This window comes from Gluconobacter potus (assembly GCF_015244705.1).
Classification (GTDB): Bacteria; Pseudomonadota; Alphaproteobacteria; order Acetobacterales; family Acetobacteraceae; genus Gluconobacter; species Gluconobacter potus.
In genome coordinates, this window is the sequence record NZ_JABCQF010000002.1 from 22,503 (window position 1) to 40,471 (window position 17,969).

The 17,969-nt window shown below is 61.5% G+C and carries 20 protein-coding genes; 17 read left to right on the top strand and 3 right to left on the bottom strand.

Annotated elements, in window-relative coordinates; translation table 11 throughout:
- The first annotated feature begins 426 nt into the window (after nucleotides 1-426).
- Nucleotides 427-1,659, top strand: a complete 1,233-nt coding sequence (locus HKD31_RS16335) for a DUF3363 domain-containing protein (RefSeq protein ID WP_370543897.1) — start codon at nucleotides 427-429, stop codon at nucleotides 1,657-1,659.
- Nucleotides 1,660-1,883: 224 nt separating this feature from the next.
- On the opposite strand, the gene HKD31_RS04250 is transcribed toward HKD31_RS16335, so the two are convergent.
- On the bottom strand, nucleotides 1,884-2,264 hold the full coding sequence (locus HKD31_RS04250; RefSeq protein ID WP_194264432.1) for a winged helix-turn-helix transcriptional regulator: 381 nt from the start codon (nucleotides 2,262-2,264) through the stop codon (nucleotides 1,884-1,886).
- A 44-nt stretch (nucleotides 2,265-2,308) separates the two neighbouring features.
- Between HKD31_RS04250 and HKD31_RS04255 the strand changes: the two genes are divergently transcribed.
- Genes HKD31_RS04255 through HKD31_RS04265 form a run of 3 tightly spaced genes read left to right on the top strand, consistent with a single transcriptional unit; the run spans nucleotide 2,309 to nucleotide 4,841 of the window.
- Nucleotides 2,309-3,121, top strand: coding sequence for an SDR family NAD(P)-dependent oxidoreductase (locus HKD31_RS04255; protein ID WP_194264431.1), 813 nt, complete (start codon nucleotides 2,309-2,311; stop codon nucleotides 3,119-3,121).
- 41 nt (nucleotides 3,122-3,162) lie between these two features.
- Nucleotides 3,163-4,185: a LysR family transcriptional regulator gene (locus HKD31_RS04260; protein WP_194264430.1), complete on the top strand. Its 1,023-nt coding sequence runs from the start codon at nucleotides 3,163-3,165 to the stop codon at nucleotides 4,183-4,185.
- Nucleotides 4,186-4,238: 53 nt separating this feature from the next.
- On the top strand, nucleotides 4,239-4,841 hold the full coding sequence (locus HKD31_RS04265; protein WP_194264429.1) for an isochorismatase family protein: 603 nt from the start codon (nucleotides 4,239-4,241) through the stop codon (nucleotides 4,839-4,841).
- Between the two features lie 23 nt (nucleotides 4,842-4,864).
- On the opposite strand, the gene HKD31_RS04270 is transcribed toward HKD31_RS04265, so the two are convergent.
- Together HKD31_RS04270 and HKD31_RS04275 are read right to left on the bottom strand one after the other, a co-directional pair.
- Nucleotides 4,865-5,089, bottom strand: coding sequence for a helix-turn-helix domain-containing protein (locus tag HKD31_RS04270; protein WP_194264428.1), 225 nt, complete (start codon nucleotides 5,087-5,089; stop codon nucleotides 4,865-4,867).
- A gap of 49 nt (nucleotides 5,090-5,138) precedes the next feature.
- Nucleotides 5,139-5,423, bottom strand: a complete 285-nt coding sequence (locus HKD31_RS04275) for a helix-turn-helix domain-containing protein (protein WP_194264427.1) — start codon at nucleotides 5,421-5,423, stop codon at nucleotides 5,139-5,141.
- Nucleotides 5,424-5,528: 105 nt separating this feature from the next.
- Between HKD31_RS04275 and HKD31_RS04280 the strand changes: the two genes are divergently transcribed.
- The 13 genes from HKD31_RS04280 to HKD31_RS04340 all read left to right on the top strand — a co-directional run bounded on the left by HKD31_RS04280 (nucleotide 5,529) and on the right by HKD31_RS04340 (nucleotide 17,827).
- Nucleotides 5,529-5,825, top strand: a complete 297-nt coding sequence (locus HKD31_RS04280; RefSeq protein WP_194264426.1) for a DUF2285 domain-containing protein — start codon at nucleotides 5,529-5,531, stop codon at nucleotides 5,823-5,825.
- 117 nt (nucleotides 5,826-5,942) lie between these two features.
- On the top strand, nucleotides 5,943-7,931 hold the full coding sequence (locus HKD31_RS04285; protein ID WP_194264425.1) for a conjugal transfer protein TraG: 1,989 nt from the start codon (nucleotides 5,943-5,945) through the stop codon (nucleotides 7,929-7,931).
- Between the two features lie 2 nt (nucleotides 7,932-7,933).
- Nucleotides 7,934-8,377 (top strand): ribbon-helix-helix domain-containing protein, encoded by a 444-nt coding sequence (locus HKD31_RS04290; protein WP_456305981.1) that lies wholly within the window; start codon nucleotides 7,934-7,936, stop codon nucleotides 8,375-8,377.
- Nucleotides 8,378-8,597: 220 nt separating this feature from the next.
- A complete protein-coding gene (gene trbB / locus HKD31_RS04295; protein ID WP_370543898.1) occupies nucleotides 8,598-9,527 on the top strand; it encodes a P-type conjugative transfer ATPase TrbB in 930 nt (309 codons plus the stop codon).
- Nucleotides 9,524-9,856 (top strand): TrbC/VirB2 family type IV secretion system protein, encoded by a 333-nt coding sequence (locus HKD31_RS04300; protein ID WP_194264422.1) that lies wholly within the window; start codon nucleotides 9,524-9,526, stop codon nucleotides 9,854-9,856. The genes trbB and HKD31_RS04300 overlap by 4 nt, the downstream gene beginning before the upstream one ends.
- Entirely contained in the window at nucleotides 9,856-10,134 is a 279-nt protein-coding gene (locus HKD31_RS04305; RefSeq protein ID WP_194264421.1) for a VirB3 family type IV secretion system protein, read from the top strand. The genes HKD31_RS04300 and HKD31_RS04305 overlap by 1 nt, the downstream gene beginning before the upstream one ends.
- A 13-nt stretch (nucleotides 10,135-10,147) precedes the next feature.
- Nucleotides 10,148-12,577 (top strand): conjugal transfer protein TrbE, encoded by a 2,430-nt coding sequence (gene trbE, locus HKD31_RS04310; protein ID WP_194264420.1) that lies wholly within the window; start codon nucleotides 10,148-10,150, stop codon nucleotides 12,575-12,577.
- Nucleotides 12,574-13,311: a P-type conjugative transfer protein TrbJ gene (trbJ, locus tag HKD31_RS04315; RefSeq protein ID WP_194264419.1), complete on the top strand. Its 738-nt coding sequence runs from the start codon at nucleotides 12,574-12,576 to the stop codon at nucleotides 13,309-13,311. The genes trbE and trbJ overlap by 4 nt, the downstream gene beginning before the upstream one ends.
- Nucleotides 13,312-13,316: 5 nt before the next feature.
- Entirely contained in the window at nucleotides 13,317-14,711 is a 1,395-nt protein-coding gene (trbL, locus tag HKD31_RS04320; RefSeq protein ID WP_194264418.1) for a P-type conjugative transfer protein TrbL, read from the top strand.
- Nucleotides 14,712-14,716: 5 nt separating this feature from the next.
- Nucleotides 14,717-15,400: a conjugal transfer protein TrbF gene (gene trbF, locus HKD31_RS04325; protein ID WP_194264488.1), complete on the top strand. Its 684-nt coding sequence runs from the start codon at nucleotides 14,717-14,719 to the stop codon at nucleotides 15,398-15,400.
- Nucleotides 15,397-16,398 carry a P-type conjugative transfer protein TrbG gene (gene trbG / locus HKD31_RS04330; protein WP_194264417.1) on the top strand — a complete coding sequence of 334 codons (1,002 nt, stop codon included), beginning with the start codon at nucleotides 15,397-15,399 and terminating at the stop codon, nucleotides 16,396-16,398. The genes trbF and trbG overlap by 4 nt, the downstream gene beginning before the upstream one ends.
- On the top strand, nucleotides 16,395-17,588 hold the full coding sequence (locus tag HKD31_RS04335; protein WP_194264416.1) for a TraB/TrbI/VirB10 family type IV secretion system protein: 1,194 nt from the start codon (nucleotides 16,395-16,397) through the stop codon (nucleotides 17,586-17,588). Before trbG ends, HKD31_RS04335 begins: the two co-directional genes overlap by 4 nt.
- Nucleotides 17,585-17,827, top strand: a complete 243-nt coding sequence (locus HKD31_RS04340; protein ID WP_064274286.1) for a DUF2274 domain-containing protein — start codon at nucleotides 17,585-17,587, stop codon at nucleotides 17,825-17,827. Before HKD31_RS04335 ends, HKD31_RS04340 begins: the two co-directional genes overlap by 4 nt.
- The last annotated feature ends 142 nt before the right edge of the window (nucleotides 17,828-17,969 follow it).

The following is a 17,969-nucleotide window of genomic DNA, read 5'->3' on the forward strand; positions in this document are numbered from 1 at the left end:
GAGCGCGGACGGCTCTATTCTGGGGCCGAGGATCGCGCCGATGGTAATGCCTTTCTCGATCGCGGGCAGGATGACCGGCACCAGTTCCGCTTCATCGTTTCGCCGGAGGACGCCGGGGATCTTGCCGACCTGACGGGCTATACTCGCGACCTGATGGCGCAGGTCGAAGCCGATCTCGGTACGAAGCTCGATTGGGTGGCCGTCAACCACCACAATACCGGCCATCCGCATGTGCATGTCGTCGTCAACGGCCGTGACGATTTGGGCGAGGATCTGGTCATCAATGGCGACTATCTCGCCAACAGTATCCGCGAGCGGGCGAGCGAACTGGTGACGCTGGAACTCGGCCCTGTCACCGAGATCGAGCAGCGCCGCAAGATGGTTGCCGAGATCGACCAGGATTGTTTTACCCGCATCGACCGGGCGATGCTCGCGGAGGCCAATGACCGGTTTCTCGATGTGCGTCACGAGCCTGATGATCCGCGCGGGCAGGCGGATCGGACCCTCCGTTTGCGTCGCCTTGGCAAGCTGGGCGACATGGGTCTTGCCACGGAACATGCGCCGGGCGTGTGGGAACTGAATGAGCGGCTGGAGCCGACGCTGCGAGAGATGGGCGAGCGTGGGGACATTATCCGCACGATGCAGAAGGCGCTGCGAGCGGAGGACGCCGAGCGCGACCCGATGAGCTTTGCAATCCATGATGCGGCACCTGCGATGCCGATCATCGGTCGCGTCATCGACAAGCATCTGTCCGACGAACTGGGTGAGGAACTGACCCTGGTGGTCGATGGGATCGACGGCCGCACGCACCATGTTTCCGGTATCGACCCGGTCCGCGTCGCGGAGGCGCGGATCGGCAGCATCGTCGAGATTGACCTACCTGATAGCGCAGGTCGACCTTCTGATCGGGCGATTGCCAGCATCACTGAAGCCGGCACTTACCGGCCGAGCCGTCATTTGGAACAGGCGCGGTTCGAGGGTCGGGTGCCGGGTGGTGATTATGACGGTTTTGTCGCCTCCCATGTCCGGCGGTTGGAGGCCCTGCGCCGGGCTGGTATCGTCGAACGGATCGACCCCGACCAGTGGCGTATTCCCGAGGATTTCGCCACCCGTGCTGCTGCCCACGATGCGGCGAGGGGCGGACTGGCCAACGTCCGTATCTTGTCGTCCTTCGATCTTGAAAGCCAGGTCGGCGCGGATGGCTCGACCTGGCTCGACCGGCGGCTGGTCGGAGGCATGGTGTCCGATCTGGTGCCCGCCGGCTTCGGGGAACAGGTGCGCGAGGCGATGGAACAGCGGCGGGTGAGGTTGATCGGGCAGGGTGATGCGGTCCGCCGGCTGGACGGGCGCGTCAGCTACCGGCGCAACCTGCTCGCCACGCTTCAGGAGCGGGAGGTCGCCCGTGTCGGGGCGGAACTGGCGGCAACGAAGTCCGTGCCGTTTCGGTCCGCTGCGGACGGCGAGACGGTCAGTGGGATGTTCACCGGCACCGCAGAGCTATCCAGCGGGAAATTCGCCATTGTCGAGAAATCCCATGAGTTCACGCTGGTCCCGTGGCGGCCTGTGATCGAGCGCCACCTCGGTCGGGAGGTGACCGGCATAGTGCAGGGAGGATCGATGTCGTGGCATTTAGGGCGAAATAGAGTACTTGGATTATAACGGATTCAGTAGGGAGTGTTAAAATTTGAATTTGATGATTGTTCCCTGTGTTTCTTAAAGAATAGTGGTCGAATTTTGACTTATGATTCTTGGCCATTAATAGGTCATAAAAATTTCTTATTAAATCGACAGCGCCTTATGAACTATCTTAGGACTTTTCATTCACTTTTGTGGCCCTGTAAATAGAAGCGTAAATGAGTAATTTTTCCATGATTTCTAAGTAATTATCTGGGATGATCTGCGAAAAATATTCGCGCCTCAATCAGTATAGGCATTAACTTGTGGGCTTCTTCGGAAAGTCTGTACTCGACGCGAGGTCGCTTTTCGTTGAAGTCAATTCGTTCGATAAGATGATCCTTTTCCAGAGCGCGCAGGTGCTGCGTCAGCATTTTCTGAGAAATCCCAGGAATATCTCGGCTTAACTGCGAAGACCGCATGGTTGGGTCGGCAAAAAGTCGGAAAAGAATGGGCAGTTTCCATCGACCTTGGATCATTTTGATCACGCGGATCACATGCGCGGCGGCTCCATCAGGCCCAAGGCATGCTTCTCGATGGTCAGGAGATATAGGCACTTTAAAGTGCGTAATTGTTCTATCGACCTTCATGACCCACCTTTCTCCTATCGCTATTTAAAATAGGACCTTAGGCATTGGACTTACAACTTAAAAACAAGACGGCATTGGTGACGGGAAGCAGCAAAGGGATTGGCTCTGCAATTGCCGAAAACTTGGCACGTGAGGGAGCGATTGTCGTCGTTCACGGACGAGACAGAGTACAGGCCCAACACGTCATGGATAGTATTCTTGCTGCAGGAGGGATTGCCCATGTCGTTCTGGGTGATCTTACGCAGCAAGAAACCGTGGAGCGGCTCGTCTCTGAGGCACATAAGCTTGTCGGCCCGATCGACATTTTGATAAACAACGCAGGCGCGTCTGGTGTGAAGAGCGATTGGCGAACCACATCTGCGGCTGAATGGTCTGCTACTTATGATCGGAACGTGCTCGCCGCTGTTCGCGTCAGCATGTGCCTCCTTCCCGCAATGCGCTTGGCTGGATGGGGACGGGTGATCAATATTTCCAGTGGTGCGGCAACACTCCCTCCGGCCAATGCGCCTGATTACTCCGCCGCCAAGGCAGCAATGAATGCGATGAGTGCTTCAATGGCGAAAGCCGTGGCTGCAGACGGTGTCACCGTTAATGCAGTCTCTCCAGGAACGATCAAGAGTCTAAGGCTTGAGGAGGCTTTCCGTGCTGCTGCCGCAGCGCAAGGCTTGGCGGCAGCAGATGCAGCATGGGACGAGATTCAGAGAGTTGTTCTGCCATTATTTGCGAATGTTCCGATGGGCAGGGTCGGACAGTTAAGCGAACTCGCTAATGCTGTAACTTTTCTGGCGAGTCCTCTGGCTGGATACATCACCGGAGTTAATCTCCATGTCGATGGTGGTTTCTCATGCATTCCATAAACGAATTATGAATATCTTCTAGCATGACGATAAGTGATTAAATGCGGCGTGCACGGCATCTTTCTAAGGTTACAGGAATTGCAGGCGGTGGCATACCGCTCGTTTCGCTTATTCAGCTTCTCTCGGTCGCTGAATATCTGAATTTCCGACATGCAGCCAATGCATTGGGTGTTACACAGTCGAGCGTCAGTACCCGAATCAAGGCTCTGGAAGAGACGTTGGGTATTTTACTGTTCGAACGGCGTCATCGCGGCGTTCGGCTGACGGAGGCCGGGCGCCGCTTCGTCGCAGAGATTTCGGCCGGTATCGAACAGATCGATCATGCTGTCAGGACGGCAGGCGCGATTGCCGACGGCACGGTCGGGCGCCTTGCGATCGGGCTGAATGGCTCGATCGCGACAGGGTTTCTTGCCGATCTACGCCAACGCTACAGAGCAGCCTACCCGGCAATCGAGCAGAGCATCCTCGAAGGACCGTCGTCACATACGCTTGCCATGATACGTGACGGCAAGCTCGATGTGGCCTTTATCATCAATGTCGCCGATGTCCCTGACTGCCATAGCCGGCACCTCTGGAGCGAGGCCCTGGTGATCGCTCTTCCTGCCGCGCATCCGCTTGCGGCTCTGGAATCCCTAGCCTGGGCAGACCTTCTCACGGAAAACTTCCTTGTCCGGTCGAATGGCGCCGGGCCGCAGGTTTTCGAACATATCGTCCGGCGCGTGGCCGAACATGGACGATCGCCGCGCCTCCAGCGGCGCGATGTCGGACGGGACACGTTGATGCACATGGTTGCCGCAGGAGAGGGGATCACGCTGACCCACGAGGCAGGGAGTCATGTGCCATTCCCCGGCATCGTCTTCCGTCCGATCGACGACGAGAAGGAACACGCCCGGTTCAGCGCGGTCTGGTCGCCACAGAACCGCAGCGCCGCGCTGCGGAATCTTCTGGATCTCGCTACACATATGAGTCGTATGGATGGTTTGACCATGCAGGCTCAAACCGTGCCATCATCGTTTCCAGTCAAGATACCGGAACATCACGAAACGGGCGGTGCAAGCTTATGAAGCTATGAAGCGCTGGTCTGTAAAAACAGCCTGTTACCAGGAGGAAAATCCCCATGACCTTCGAAACCTTCCGCCAGATCTACGGTCTCGACGACAGTCCGTCGCCGCTCGACCGGTCAGTGCTGATCCTGATCGATATCCAGCGCGAATATCGCGACGGGCGTGTGCCGCTCGCTAATGTCGATACGGCGGCGGATGAGGCAGGGCGGCTTCTTGCTCTTGCGCGTCGCAATGGCGTGCCGGTCATCCATATCGCCCATGACGCAGGACCAGGCGCTCCCGCCTTCGCCAGCGATGGCCCGTATCGCGATTTCCTGCCCCAGGTGACGCCTCGCGAAGGGGAGACAGTTCTGTTCAAGACCCATGCGAATGCGTTTATAGGCACCCGGCTCGCGGAGTGCATCAAGGAGACGGGTCGGAACGAGGTCATTATCGCCGGCGATACGGTGGGTGTCTGCGTGTCCACCACTGTCCGCGCGGCGGCTGAGGAGTACGGCCTGCGCGTGACCCTGGTGGCGGACGCTATTGCCACACGCGATGTCGCCGATCCGTTGGGCGGAACGATCGCAGCGGAAACCGTGCGTCGCGTCGCACTGGCCGAACTGGCGGATATGTTCGCCGTCGTCGTGAAGGACAGCACCGCGTGGAAGGAGTGAGGGCGTCTTTTCCCCTCAGCCGGTCAGCGCGGGTTGGGCGGGGCAGCTTTCAATAAGGCGCCCGGTTCCACGTCCAGTGCCGCTGCAATCTTTCCCAGGATCGTGACGCTTGCCGACACGTCCGCACGTTCGATCGCCCCGACATAGCGGGTGCTCAGCCCGGCGCGATCGGCCAGCTCTTCTTGCGTCATGTCCCTGTCATGACGCATCCGACGCAGGTTGACCGCCATGACCTCCTTGAGGTCCATGCCATCATCGAGACCTGCGTCGGAACGATCGTTCCAGGAATGATCGTTCCTATTCGTCCTGGCTCGTGGTATTCTTCTCTTTCGGCGAGGACTTTTCCTCGCCGTGCGCCAGACGGGCGAGAAGATCGGCGCCAGAAACGCCAAGGGCGGCTGTTATGTCAGCGAACTCAATGACATCGATTCGGCGCTCGCCATTCTCATATTTGGCGACGAAAGATTGGGGTTTGCCGAGTGCGGCCGCCAGTTCCGCCTGCGTCATACCCCCGGTCTTGCGCGCTTCTGTAAGGAGCGATTGGAGCAAACGCTGCCGGGGTGTGCGCAGGGATTTCTTCATGCGGAATGGCTCTCCGGCGGGGAGGGGAGCCGTTCCGATAATCCTGATTTGGGATTATCCCATTTTAGGATATTATCGACCGCAATCCTGCTGGAGGGCTGTCGGATGACAGCAAGACCCGAACTGGACCCCGATGTCGATGACCTGGCGCCGACCGTGCCGGAGATCACGACCTATGACGAAGTGCATTTCATCACCTATCTCCGCCTGCTCGACGCCGAGGCGGATCGGGCCGACTGGACGGAGGTGGCGCGGATCGTGCTGCACCGCGACCCGGCTGACGGAGAGCGCACGCGCATCTGTTGGGAAAGCCATCTTGTCCGTGCACAGTGGATGACGAAAATCGGTTACCGGAAGATTCTCGAGCAGGCCGTGATCGACGCCCGCGCAACCCGGCACTGACCGTCCTTTTTCTACGCCATGGTATCCGGCGGTACGATCGCGACTCATTATATATTGCCTGCCACTTGGTCGCCCCTTCTCTGATCGGTTTCATTCCCCAAGCCGATTGGAGCCCCGATGTCCGGAAGCCGTGTCCTGTGGGGGCAGGTCGCCCTCGTTCTGTTGATCGTCTTCGTCGCCATCTGGAGTGCCACGGAATGGACGGCCTGGCGTCTCGGCTTTCAGCCCCAGCTTGGCGCTCCCTGGTTCACGGTGGCGGGCTGGCCGTTCTACGATCCGCCGGCCTTCTTCTGGTGGTGGTACTTCTACGATGCCTACGCCCCGTCGATTTTCGTGACGGGCGGATATATCGCCTCGTCCGGTGGAATTATCGGCAGCGTCGTTGCCATCGCCCTATCCATCCTTCGGGCACGGGAGGCCCGCAACGTCGCCACGTATGGTTCGGCCCGCTGGGCGGATGCTGTCGAGGTGAAGGAAGCCGGGCTGCTCGATCCCGATGGCGTGGTGCTGGGCCGGTGGGATCAGGACTATCTGCGGCATAACGGCCCCGAGCATGTCCTGTGTTTTGCGCCGACCCGTTCTGGCAAAGGCGTCGGGCTCGTCGTGCCGACGCTGCTGACCTGGCCGGGTTCGGCCATCGTCCATGACATCAAGGGCGAGAACTGGGGATTGACCGCCGGATTTCGTGCCCGGCACGGGCGTGTGCTGCTGTTCGATCCGACCGATCCGGCATCCTCGCCCTACAACCCGCTGCTGGAAGTCCGGCGTGGTGACAGGGAGGTGCGCGACGTCCAGAACATCGCCGATATCCTCGTCGACCCCGAAGGTGCTTTGGACCGGCGCAACCATTGGGAGAAGACCTCGCATTCCCTGCTGGTCGGCGCGATCCTGCATGTCCTCTATGCGGAACCGGACAAGACGCTGGCCGGTGTCGCTAACTTCCTCTCCGATCCGAAGCGGCCGGTGGAGGCGACGCTGCGCGCCATGATGTCCACGCCGCACCTCGGCAAGGCGGGCGTACATCCCGTCATCGCCTCATCGGCGCGCGAACTGCTCAACAAAAGCGACAACGAGCGGTCAGGTGTATTGTCCACCGCCATGTCGTTCCTGGGCCTCTATCGCGACCCCGTGGTGGCAAAGGTGACGGCACGATGCGACTGGCGCATCGCGGATATCGTGTCCGGCAGTCAGCCCGCCAGTCTCTACCTTGTCGTGCCGCCGTCCGATATCGCTCGCACCAAGCCGCTGATCCGCCTGATCCTGAACCAGATCGGCCGACGGCTGACGGAGGATCTGCACGTCTCCGCCCATCGGCACCGGTTGCTGCTGATGCTCGATGAGTTTCCCGCCCTCGGCCGGCTGGATTTCTTCGAGAGTGCGCTGGCCTTCATGGCGGGCTACGGGATCAAATCCTTCCTGATCGCGCAGAGTCTGAACCAGATCGAAAAAGCCTACGGCGCGAACAACAGCATTCTCGACAACTGTCATGTCCGTGTTGCCTTCGCCACCAACGACGAGCGCACCGCCCGGCGGGTGTCGGATGCGCTCGGCACCGCGACCGAGATGCGTGATTCCACCAATTATGCTGGCTACCGCCTGTCACCCTGGCTCGGGCATCTCATGGTGTCACGGCAGGAAACGGCACGGCCGCTGCTCACGCCCGGAGAGGTAATGCAGCTTCCACCGACCGATGAACTGCTGCTGGTCGCGGGTGTCGCTCCCGTCCGCGCGAAGAAGGCGCGCTATTACGAGGACGCGCGGTTCATGGAGCGTGTCCTGTCGCCCCCGGCCACCGAAACGAAACGCCCGTTGGCACTCCCGCCCGACGACTGGTCGGTGCTGGAGACAGGGGCTCCATCAGGAGGGCCGGCTCCAGATGGCAGTGTGGGCGCTGATGGTGATCCTGCAAATGCCGGCATCCGCCGCGAACCGGAACTGCCGGAGCATGAGGACGTCGTACCGCCCGAGCGTCCGGGTATGCAGGAGTTCGATGTGCTCGACGACGAGCCGGATGTCGATGCAGCCAAAGCGCGCACCATCCGCCAGCAGGCCCGCGCCGTTGCGCGGCAAGCAACGATGGACCCGGCCGATGGCCTTGATCTGTGAGGATGCCCATGCCGAGCAAGACCCGCATGAATGTGTATTTCGAGCCGGAGCTTCTGAAGCAGGTCGAAGCGCTGGCGTTACGGCGCAACGTCTCGAAATCGGCGGTAATCGAGGCGGCCGTCGCGTCCTTTCTTTCTGCCGACGCCTCGGAGCGGCTGGAAGCAGTGTTCGCCCGTCGCATGGACAGGATCGACCGCCAGATCGCCGGGATGGACGAAGACCTCGCCATTATGGGCGAGACGCTGGCACTGTTCATCCGTTTCTGGCTGACCGTCACTCCGCCATTGCCTGATAGTGCCCAGGCATCGGCCAGGGCAAAAGGCGTCGAGCGGTTCGATGGTTTCCTGCAATCGCTCGGGCGGAAACTGGCGACCGGAGATCGGTTTCTTAGGGAACTGTCGCGGGACATCGACACGCGGCGCAATGGTGGTGAAGACCTCCAGTAATCGTCAGATTGCGTGGGGTTGCCGCAAGGATTCGTCAATCCCGCCGATCACCGCCGTTTCCGCGCGATGACCGCACGGTGCGCAATAGTTGTTGAATCGAGCCGAAATGGCCTTCTTTTAATCATCCTCATGTGGGGATCGTCTGTTCTGGTCCCGTTCGAGCGGGGGGCAGATGGCGGTTTCGCATCATAATTCGGAAAGTCAGCTACGCGGCATCTCCATGCTGCGCACGGCGATGGGACCAGCGATCGCGCTGCATCTGGCAGATCCAGCCGTAGTCGAGGTCATGCTCAATCCCGATGGGCGACTTTGGATCGACCGGCTGTCCGAAGGGCTGTCCGACACGGGCGAGACTGTCACGCCCGCCGACGCCGAGCGCATCGTCCGGTTGGTGGCCCACCATGTTGGGGCGGAGGTGCATGACGCGGCCCCACGCGTCTCGGCGGAACTGCCGACTGGGGAACGGTTCGAGGGACTGCTCCCGCCCGTGGTGATGGCTCCGAGTTTCGCCATCCGCAAGCCCGCCGTCGCCGTGTTCACCCTCGACGATTATGTCGAGGCCGGGATCATGACGGAAGGACAGGCGGCATATCTCCGTTGCGCTGTTGCCGAACGGAAAAACATTCTCGTCGCGGGCGGCACGAGCACGGGCAAGACCACGCTGGTCAATGCCCTGCTGGCCGAGGTTGCGAAAACCGACGACCGCGTGGTGCTGATCGAGGATACGCGCGAACTGCAATGCGCGGCACCCAACCTCGTGTCCCTGCGCACTCGTGATGGCATTGTGACCCTGTCCGAACTGGTGCGCTCGGCTCTGCGTCTGCGGCCCGACCGTATCCCGATCGGCGAGGTGCGCGGTCCCGAGGCACTGGATCTGCTCAAGGCGTGGGGCACCGGTCATCCCGGCGGCATAGGCACGCTCCATGCCGGCACCGCCATCGGTGCCCTGCACCGCATGGAGCAACTGATCCAGGAAATCGTCGTCACCGTGCCGCGTGCGCTGATCGCGGAAACCATCGACGTGATCGCTGCCCTCTCCGGCCGAGGCACGCAGCGCCGCTTGTCCGAACTCGGCACCGTGGACGGGCTCGATCCCGCCACAGGCACCTATCGCATTCATTCAATCAATACCGATGGAGATTCCCAATGAACCTCGCGCTGTTGCGCGTGCGTCGGCACGCGCCTGCCGTCTCTGTCATGCTGCTGCTCTCGGTCGCATGGTGTTCCTCGGCCCTGGCCTCGGGCTCGGACATGCCGTGGGAGGAACCGCTTAACCAGATCCTGGAATCCGTGCAGGGACCGGTGGCGCGCATCGTGTCGGTGATCATCATCACGGTGACCGGTCTGACCCTGGCCTTCGGAGAAACGTCGGGGGGATTCCGTCGCCTGATTCAGATCGTCTTCGGGCTGTCCATCGCTTTTGCAGCGTCCAGCTTCTTCCTGTCGTTCTTCTCCTTCTCCGGCGGGGCACTCATCTGATGGCTGCCGGATATGACGATGATACGGTGCCCGGATTTCATGTTCCGGTGCATCGCTCCCTGACAGACCCGATCCTGCTGGGTGGCGCTCCACGCACCCTGGCGATCGCCAACGGTACGCTGGGGGCGGCAATCTCGCTGGGCCTGCGCCTGTGGCTGGTCGGAGCCGTGTTCTGGATCGTCGGGCACAGCCTCGCGGTCTGGGGTGCGAAGCGCGATCCGCTGTTCGTGGAAGTAGGCCGGAGGCATCTGCGCTATCCCGCGTGGCTGCGGGCATAGGGAGGGCAGGGCGATGATGTCCCTTGGTGAATATCGCAACCGTGCTGGCCTCCTGTCGGATTTCCTGCCCTGGGCCGCTCTGGTTGAGAGAGGCGTTGTCCTGAACAAGGACGGAAGTTTCCAGCGCACGGCAAAAATCCGTGGTCCAGATTTGGACAGCGCCACACCAGCGGAACTGGTCGGTGTGACGGGACGGCTGAACAATGCGCTCCGCCGCTTGGGTTCAGGTTGGGCCGTGTTCGTGGAAGCGCAGCGCGTTCCGGCGACAGTGTATCCCGAGAGCGATTTCCCGGACGCCGCCAGCCAGATGGTCGATCTGGAGCGCAGGGAGCAGTTCGAGGATGAGGGTGCGCATTTTGAGAGCCGGTATTTCCTCATCCTGGTCTGGCTACCGCCGGCGGAATCTTCCGGCCGGGCCGAGCGGTTTCTCTATGAGGGCCGGGAACACGACGGACCAGACCCGCATGCGATGCTTCACTCGTTTCTGGATCGTACGGACCGGATGCTGGCGTTGCTCGACGGCTTCATGCCCGAGGCAGCCTGGCTGAATGACGGCGAGACGCTGACCTATCTGCATTCGACTATTTCGACGCGGAACCAGCGGGTCAGGGTGCCGGAGATTCCGATGCATCTTGATGCGCTCCTGGTGGACCAGCCGCTCTCGGGCGGACTGGAGCCGAAACTCGGCGATGCCTTCCTGAAAACCCTGACCATCACGGGTTTCCCGAGCCGCACGTTTCCCGGAATTCTGGATGATCTGAACCGCCTGGCCATGCCCTATCGCTGGTCCACGCGAGCGATCCTGCTCGACAAGACCGACGCCACGAAGGTTCTGGCGAAGATCCGGCGTCAGTGGTTCGCAAAGCGTAAGAGCATTGCGTCCATTGTCCGGGAAGTCATGACCAACGAGGCTTCGGTCCTCGTGGATAACGACGCTGCCAACAAGGCGGCCGATGCCGATCTGGCGTTGCAGTCTCTCGGGGCGGACGATGTGGGCCAAGCCTATATCACTGCGACCATCACGGTGTGGGATGGCTCCGCGTCAATTGCCGCTGAGAAACTACGGCTTGTGGAAAAGATCATCCAGGGCCGCGACTTCACCTGCATGACGGAAAGCCTTAACGCCGTGGAGGCGTGGCTCGGAAGCCTGCCCGGTCATGTCTACGCCAACGTCCGCCAGCCGCCGGTCTCGACGTTGAACCTTGCGCACATGATCCCGCTTTCCGCCGTGTGGGCGGGACCGGAGCAGGATGGGCATTTGAGGGCAGCACCGCTTTTCTACGGCAGAACGGCGGGTGCGACACCCTTCCGGTTTTCCCTGCATGTCGGGGATGTCGGTCATACGCTGATCGCAGGACCGACCGGGGCAGGAAAGTCGGTGCTGCTGGCGCTGATGGCGTTGCAGTTCCGGCGCTATCAGGGCGCGCAGGTTTTCGCCTTCGATTTTGGCGGCTCAATGCGGGCCGCAACGCTGGCGATGGGCGGGGACTGGCATGATCTGGGTGGTGGGCTGATAGATGATGACGGCCACTTTGCCGTTTCCCTCCAGCCGCTGGCACAGATTGACGATCCCGATGAACGCAAATGGGCCAGTGAGTGGCTGGGGCATATCCTTCTCGGCGAAGGCGTGGCGCTGACGCCGGACATCAAAGCCCATCTCTGGTCCGCTCTGAATTCCCTGGCGTCATCGCCCCGCCATGAACGCACGATCTCCGGCCTGGTGGCACTCCTTCAGTCCAACGTCCTGAAGCAGGCTCTGGCCCCATATTGCCTCGGTGGTCCTTATGGCCGGTTGCTTGACGCCGATGCCGAGCGGCTGGGCGACGCCGATGTGGTGGTGTTCGAGACCGAGGGGCTGATCGGTTCCGGCGCCGCGTCTTCCGTGCTGTCCTACCTGTTCCACCGCATTGAGGGCCGTCTCGACGGACGACCCACCCTGCTGGTCATCGACGAGGGCTGGCTTGTTCTGGATGACGGGGACTTCGCCGGCCAGTTGCGAGAGTGGCTGAAAACCTTGCGCAAGAAGAATGCGTCGGTGATTTTCGCCACCCAGTCCCTGTCAGACATCGTCAACTCGCCGATCGCGCCAGCCGTGGTGGAAAGCTGCCCGACCCGGATCTTCCTGCCGAACGAGCGCGCCATCGAGCCGCAGATCATGGCGCTCTATCGGGATTTTGGCCTGAACGACCGGCAGATCGCGATCATCGCGCGCGCGGCGTCCAAGCGTGAGTATTACTGCCAGACGCAGCGCGGCAACCGCCTGTTCGAACTGGGCCTCGGTCCTGTGGCGCTGGCATTGTGCGCGGCATCCGGCAAGGACGATCACCGACTGATTGATGCGGTTTTGGCGGAACATGGGCGGGACGGCTTTCTGCCTGCCTGGTTTGAGGCGCGTGGTGTCACGTGGGTGGCGGACCTTCTGCGGGAAGGGGGCGTGCCGTGAGATATCGTCTGATTTCTACCGTAGTGGTCATTGCTTTTACGGTTTTATCTTCTCCACCTGCCCACGCGCAATGGGCGGTCTATGACGGCGCGAACCATGTCGAGAACGTGCTGATCGCGGCCCGGACGCTTCAGCAGATTGACAACCAGATCACCTCTCTCGCCAACCAGGCGCAGATGCTGGTCAATCAGGGTCGCAATCTGGCGAGCCTGCCGCTCTCGGCACTCTCGACGCTGCAATCAACAATTTCCCAGACTACGGCGCTGCTCGCGCAGGCGCAGAACATTGCGTATAGCGTCCAGTCGGTCGAGCGGCAGTATCAGCAGGCATACACGTCCGTCTCGTCGAGTATGTCCGACAGCGCCCTGTTTTCTCAGGCGCAAACACGCTGGCAGAATTCCGTCGGCGGGTTCGAGGACGCCCTGAAACTCCAGGCGCGGGTAGTGGGGAACATCCCGTCTGACAGCAGCGCCATGACACAACTGGTTTCGGCCAGCCAGACATCGACCGGGGCGTTGCAGGCGGCCCAGGCCGGCAACCAGCTTATGGCGCTTCAGTCCCGTCAGCTTTCCGACATTCAGGCCGAACTGGCCGCCAACGGTCGCGCCACGGCCCTGCAACAGGCACGTGATGCTGCGACGGAAGCGGAAAGTGACGCGCAGTATCAGCATTTCTCGCAGCATGACGCCTATGTGCCCGGCACGGTGTCCATGTTCGGCGGCAGCGGGAACTGAGCGCCATGGCTACGAATGATGTCGGCGTCATAGACAATTTTCTGAATACCTTCACGACCACGATCGACAGCGGTTTTGGTCTGCTGAAAGGAAATGTGGTTTCGCTGGCGGGATCGCTGTCCGTGCTCGATATCGCACTGGCCGGACTGTTCTGGGCGTGGTCGGCGGATGAGGACATCGTCCAGCGTCTGGTGAAGAAGACACTGTATATCGGCTTCTTCGCATTCCTGATCAACAATTTCGACCATCTTGCGAAGGTGGTGTTCGATAGTTTCGCCGCCATGGGTCTCAGGGTCGGGGGTGGCAATCTGGCGCTTTCGGATTTCCTGCGTCCCGGTCGTCTGGCCTCGACCGGTTTCGATGCGGCCCAGCCTCTTCTGGACTCAGTCCATAATCTGCTTGGCCCGGTCGCCTTCTTTACGAACTTCATCCAGATCTTCGTGCTCTGCCTGTCCTGGCTGATCGTGCTGGCGGCATTCTTCATTCTGGCCGTGCAGCTTTTCGTGGCCCTGATCGAGTTCAAGCTGACCAGCCTCGCAGGCTTCGTGCTGATCCCCTTTGCCCTGTTCAACCGGACGGCCTTCCTGGCCGAGAAGGTGCTGGGGAATGTCATGTCATCGGGCGTGAAAGTGATGGTGCTGGCGGTGATCTCCGGCATCGCGTCTGTATTATTCCAGCAGTTTACGACTTCTTATGGCGATGCTGTGCCCACCGTCGGACAGGCAACGTCGGTGGTACTGGCGTCTCTCGCTATCGTCGGTCTGTCCATTTACGGCGGCAGTATCGCCAACGGGCTGATCTCCGGCGCACCACAGCTTGGCGCGGGGGCTGCCGTCGGCACCGGCATGGCGGTGGGCGCGATGGGGGCGGCGGCTGTCGCTGGTGTCGGAGCGGTTGCCTCTGGCGGGGCTGCGGCCGTGGGTGCCACGGCTGCTGCCGCACGGGGAGGGGCCGCGATCGCGGGTGCGGCCAATACGGCATATTCCATGGGTGCCATGAATGCTGCTGGCGAAAGTGCCGGTGCCCGCATGGCAGCCGGGCTGGGCGGTATCGCCCGCGCGCCAGGTAGCGCTGCCACGAATGCCGTGAAGAGTAAAATGTCTTCTGCGGCGACCGCCATGAAGCAGAGCTACGGCGAGGGCGCGCGAGGTGCTTTTACCGCGACGGGCGGACGCTTCACGGGAGGGGCCGATGTGGGGGGCGGGTCGTCCGGCGGCCCGTCAGGTAATGGCGGTGGCGGAGGTGGTGTTACCGGTGGCCCCGAAGGCACGCCACCCCGATGGGCACGAAACATGAAGCGCCGCAATGCCGCGACCCATGCCGCCGAAGCCGCGCATGTCATCCGCTCGGCCGATGGCGGCGGCGGATCTTCTTCAATCGATCTGTCGGAAAAGGAATGAGGACGATGTTCCGTCGCTCCACCAGCCGTTACGGGATCGCGCCCGCTCCGGTCACGCCCTATCAGAAAGCCGCGCAGATCTGGGATGAGCGGATCGGCTCCGCCCGCGTGCAAGCACGCAACTGGCGGCTGATGGCCTTTGGCTCCCTGTTCCTTTCGGCCGGGCTTGGGATCGGGCTGGTCTGGCAATCTATGCGCGGCACCATCACGCCGTGGGTCGTGCAGGTGGACCGGCTGGGTCAGGCGCAGGTCGTGGCCCCGGCCACGTCCGGCTACATGCCCGCCGATCCGCAGATTGCCTGGTATCTGGCGCAGTTTATCGGTGATGTGCGCTCCCTGTCGTCCGATGCCGTTGTGGTCCGCCAGAACTGGCTTCGTGCCTATGATTTCACCACCACCTCCGGCGCGGTGGCGCTGAATGATTATGCCCGCCTGAACGATCCGTTTTCACGGATCGGGCATGAGCAGGTCGAGGTGGACATCGCCTCGGTGATCCGGGCCTCGCCCAACAGCTTCCGTGTCGCCTGGACGGAGCGCCATTACCGTGACGGCGCGTTCACCGGCACCGAACGCTGGACGGCCATCGTGTCGGTTGTTCTGCGCACCCCGCGCGACGCCGATCATCTGCGGAAAAACCCGCTCGGCATCTACGTCTCTTCCATCAACTGGTCGAAGGAACTCGGACAATGATCCGCATGGTCATGCGCGCCGTTCCACTGGCGCTGCTCACCCTGTCCGCCTGCGCGGGGCAGTATCATCCGCCCGTCATCCGCTACGATGATGCGGCCCAGGCGACACGCCAGCCCGATCCACCGAAGCCTGTGCAGGTCGTGGAAGTCCCGAAAATCCTTCCCCTGCCGGGCCAGCTCAAGCCGCTTCCAGCGTTACGGCGCGTCCACTCCGCGCCCGAAGCGGCCGATCCCGCCGTGCGCGTGACCCAGGCCAATCTTGCCGCCCGCATCCAGCCGACGCGGGCGGGATTCATCAATGCCGTGCAAGTTTATCCCTATTCTCCGGGCGCCCTCTATCAAGTTTATACCTCGCCCGGCGAGATTACCGATATCATGCTCCAGAAGGGCGAGAAGCTGGTGGGCACCGGCCCGGTTGCTGCTGGGGATACGGTACGCTGGATCATCGGCGATACCGAGAGCGGGGCAGGAGGGACAAAACGCATCCACATTCTGGTGAAGCCGACACGTCCCGATCTCACCACCAATCTGATCGTCAATACGGATCGCCGGACCTATCTGGCGGAACTGCGCTCCACGCCTGCCACGTATATGGCGTCGGTGTCGTGGGACTATCCCGAGGATGACCTCATTGCGCTGCATCATCAGGACGATACGGCGGCGGATGAAGCGCCTGTCGATGCGGGGCTGGCTCTGGCCGCGCTGAATTTCCGTTACACTATTCAGGCGGTAAAAGGCGGGACGCCGCCCTGGCTTCCGAGCCGGGCCTTCGATGACGGGCGGAAGGTCTATATCGCTTTCCCGTCGGGGATAGGGCAGGGGGAACTGCCGCCGCTCTTCGTGCTGGGGGCGGATGGTGGCCCGGAACTGGTCAATTATCGGGTGCGGCAGAACTGGATGATCGTCGACCGCCTGTTTGCCGCCGCTGAATTGCGCCTGGGTGACAAACACTCCGAGCAGCGCGTGCGTATCGTGCGCACGGACGGCAGGAAGTCATGAGCAGCGCGGACGAACGCCCGGATGAGGAGGGGGGCGCTACTGGCAACGGGAGCGTAGCGGGGCCGGCACCCTCACCAGATCTACGGCTGCGCACACAGCGTCCGCCGGTCGTAAAGCTCTCGCGCCCCGTCATCTGGACCCTGGGGGCCAGCGGAATGCTCGCCATCGGTCTCGCGTTGGGCTACGCGCTGCAAAGCAATACGCAGAAGGGGCCGGTTCAGGCGGCACAGGATACCGACGCGCGCGCCTCGGCCGACGGGCTGTCGGCTTTGCCCAGCGACTATACCCATGTCCCGAAGCTGGGGCAGCCTCTGCCCGGCGATCTGGGCGGGCCGATCCTCAATGCGCAGCGGCAGGGACGTGCGGGGCCGGTTCCCGGCATGGGGGATCGTCGCGGCGACCAGGAGATTGAGGCGGCGCGGACCAGCCGGCTCTTCGCGCAGGTCGAAGCGCGAGAGGGGCAGGGTGAGCAGGCGGCTCCAGTCATGGCTGTCGCATCCGGAGCGCAGGCATCACTGGCTGGGACCGACCAACAGATCGGCAGTCGCGCCTTTCTGGCAGGCCAGCCCGACCGCGCGACAACCAGCCCGGACCGGATTACGCCGCCCGCATCCCCATACGTTCTTCAGGCGGGCACGGTGATCTCTGGAGCGCTGAATACGAAGATCAGTTCCGATCTACCCGGCCAGATCGTCGGGCATGTGACCCAGAACGTCTATGACAGCCCGACCGGCCGTTATCTGCTGGTCCCGCAGGGCAGCACCCTGTTCGGGGCCTATAACAGCAGTGTTTCCTTCGGGCAGCAGCGGACCCAGATCATCTGGACCCGGCTGATCTACCCGAACGGGGAGAGCCTGGTGCTGGAAAAGCTGCCCGGTGGTGATGCGATCGGCCAGTCCGGCCTGTCCGACGAGGTGAATAACCATTGGGGGCAACTGTTCCGCGCAGCCCTCGTCACGACTCTGCTCAGCGTGGGCTCCGAAGCAGGAACGTCGTGGAATGAAAACAATCTCATGCAGGCCATCCGCAGCGGTGCGAGCAACGGCTTTTCCATGGTCGGCAACCGTCTGATCGACCGGAGCCTGAACGTCCAGCCGACGCTGACCGACCGACCGGGCCTCCCGTTCACGCTTATTTTGAATCGCGATCTTGCCCTTACACCTTGGGAAGAGAAGGAACCCCGTCCATGACAAAACTGAAGCTTGGTCCGATCGAGGACGACAAGCCCGTGAAGGTCACGCTGGAGTTGCCAGCCGCGCTGCATCGTGATCTTGCTGCCTATGCCGAAATATTGGGTCGCGGAACCGGGCAGACGTTTACCGATCCCGTGCGCCTCATTGTACCTATGTTAGAGCGATTTATCGCGACGGATCGTGGGTTTGCGAAGGCACGACGGAGTGTGAAGGTGAACATAGTCGCAGATGGATAAGATATGTCCCTTTGTTTCATTAAATCGAAATTCATATTATTCAGACTTCTGTAACTGAACCGATTTCTGCTCCACCGTTCAGAAAATACCATTTGCGGGTGTCATTTTGATCAAATCCGTGCAAAAATTGCCTTAACAGGGC